Source organism: Klebsiella sp. MS 92-3 (assembly GCF_000195655.1).
Lineage (GTDB): Bacteria > Pseudomonadota > Gammaproteobacteria > Enterobacterales > Enterobacteriaceae > Klebsiella > Klebsiella pneumoniae.
Window position 1 is genome coordinate 83,848 of the sequence record NZ_GL882858.1, and the last position, 1,977, is coordinate 85,824.

Annotated in this window: 1 protein-coding gene and 1 pseudogene; both read left to right on the forward strand. The window is 63.3% G+C overall.

Annotation, left to right across the window (positions count from 1 at the left end):
* Positions 1-389 (forward strand): annotated as a pseudogene (locus HMPREF9538_RS03655) (MFS transporter); the annotation flags it as partial.
* Between the two features lie 136 nt (positions 390-525).
* Positions 526-1,977: 2-isopropylmalate synthase (gene leuA, locus HMPREF9538_RS03650; RefSeq protein WP_009486177.1), on the forward strand; the 1,452-nt coding region annotated here is incomplete at its 3' end.

Genomic DNA, 1,977 nt, shown 5'->3' on the forward strand with positions numbered 1-1,977 from the left:
CCCCCCCCCCCCCCCGCCCCCCGCGGGGGCGGCTGGCGGCGGCGTCGAGCCTGTCGAACTTCACCCGTACCCTTGCCGGCTCCATCGGGACCTCGATCACCACCACCCTGTGGACCAACCGCGAGGCGCTGCATCATGCGCAGCTCACCGAATCGGTGACCCCCTTTAACCCCAACGCGCAGCAGATATACGATCAGCTGCAGGGCATGGGAATGACGCAGCAGCAGGCGTCCGGCTGGATAGCGCAGCAGATAACCAACCAGGGGCTGATTATCTCCGCCAACGAAATCTTCTGGATTTCTGCGGCTATTTTCATCCTGCTGTTGGGGCTGGTGTGGTTCGCCAGACCACCGTTCAGCGCCGGCGGAGGCGGCGGCGGCGCGCACTAAGCCTCACATAAAGGGACCTCCGGGTCCCTTTTTTACGGCGTCAGGTTGTCCAGTTCTCGCTAGTTTCTGTCTCGTTTGCGAAAGCCCGTCACCCTGCGCTCGGGCAGGATAAAGGCTGACCATTAAGGAGAACACTATGCTGAGCCATCCTGCTGAAAAGTACCGTCCCTATCCGCCGATCGCCCTGCCTGACCGCCGCTGGCCAGACCGGCAAATCAGTCACGCCCCGCGCTGGCTCTCGACTGACCTGCGCGACGGCAACCAGGCGCTGGCGGAGCCCATGGACAGCGCCCGCAAACTGCAGTTCTGGGATCTGCTGCTGGAGTGCGGCTTTAAAGAGATTGAAGTCGCCTTCCCTTCCGCCTCACAAACCGATTTCAACTTTGTCCGCCAGCTGATTGACGAACAGCGCATCCCGGAGGATGTCACCATCCAGGTGCTGACCCAGGCGCGAGACCCGCTGATCCTGCGCACCTTTGAGGCGCTGCGCGGCGCCCGCCGGGCTACCGTCCACCTCTACAATGCCACCGCGCCGCTGTTCCGCGAGCTGGTTTTCGGCATGGACAAGGCCGAGGTGATCGCCCTCGCGACCCGCGCCACCCGGCTTATCCGTCAGCAGTGCGAACAGCAGCCGGAGACCCGCTGGCAATATGAATATTCGCCTGAAACCTTCTGCTTCACCGAGCCCGAGTTTGCGCTTGAGATTTGCGAAGCGGTGGCGGATGTCTGGCAGCCCTGCGCCGAGCGACCGATGATCGTCAATCTGCCGGCGACGGTGGAAGTCAACACCCCCAACGTCTATGCCGATCAGATCGAGTATTTTTGCCGCCACTTCTCCCGCCGCAGCGAGGTCTGCATCAGCGTGCACCCGCATAACGATCGCGGCACCGGCGTCGCCAGCGCCGAGCTGGCGGTGATGGCCGGCGCCGATCGGGTAGAAGGCTGCCTGTTTGGCAACGGCGAACGCACCGGCAACGTCTGTCTGGTGACTTTGGCGATGAACCTCTACAGCCAGGGCATCGACCCTGAGCTTCGCTTCGAGCAGATGAACCGGGTGGTGGAGGTGGTGGAAAACTGCAACCAGATCCCCGTTCACCCTCGCCACCCGTGGGCGGGAAGCCTGGCTTACACCGCCTTCTCCGGCTCCCATCAGGATGCGATCAAAAAAGGGTTTGATGCCCGTCAGCCTGGCGATCCGTGGCAGATGCCCTACCTGCCCATTGACCCGCAGGATATTGGCTGCAGCTATGAGGCGGTGATCCGCGTCAACAGCCAGTCGGGGAAGAGCGGCAGCGCCTGGCTTATCGAACAAAATCATGGTCTGAAACTGCCCCGCGGGCTGCAGCAGGACTTCAGCCAGCACGTTCAGCAGGCCACCGATAGCGACGGCAAAGAGATGACCCACCATGCGCTGTGGCAGCTGTTCCGCACGCGCTACGGGCTGCAGGCGCAGCCGGCGCTGACGCTGCTCGATTATCAGAGCGCCAGCCAGCAGGATGGCCAGCTTTCCCTGCAGGCAACGCTGCGTCACCACGGCGAAACCCGACGCCTGCAGGGCCAGGGCAACGGCCTGCTCTCCGCCGCAGCC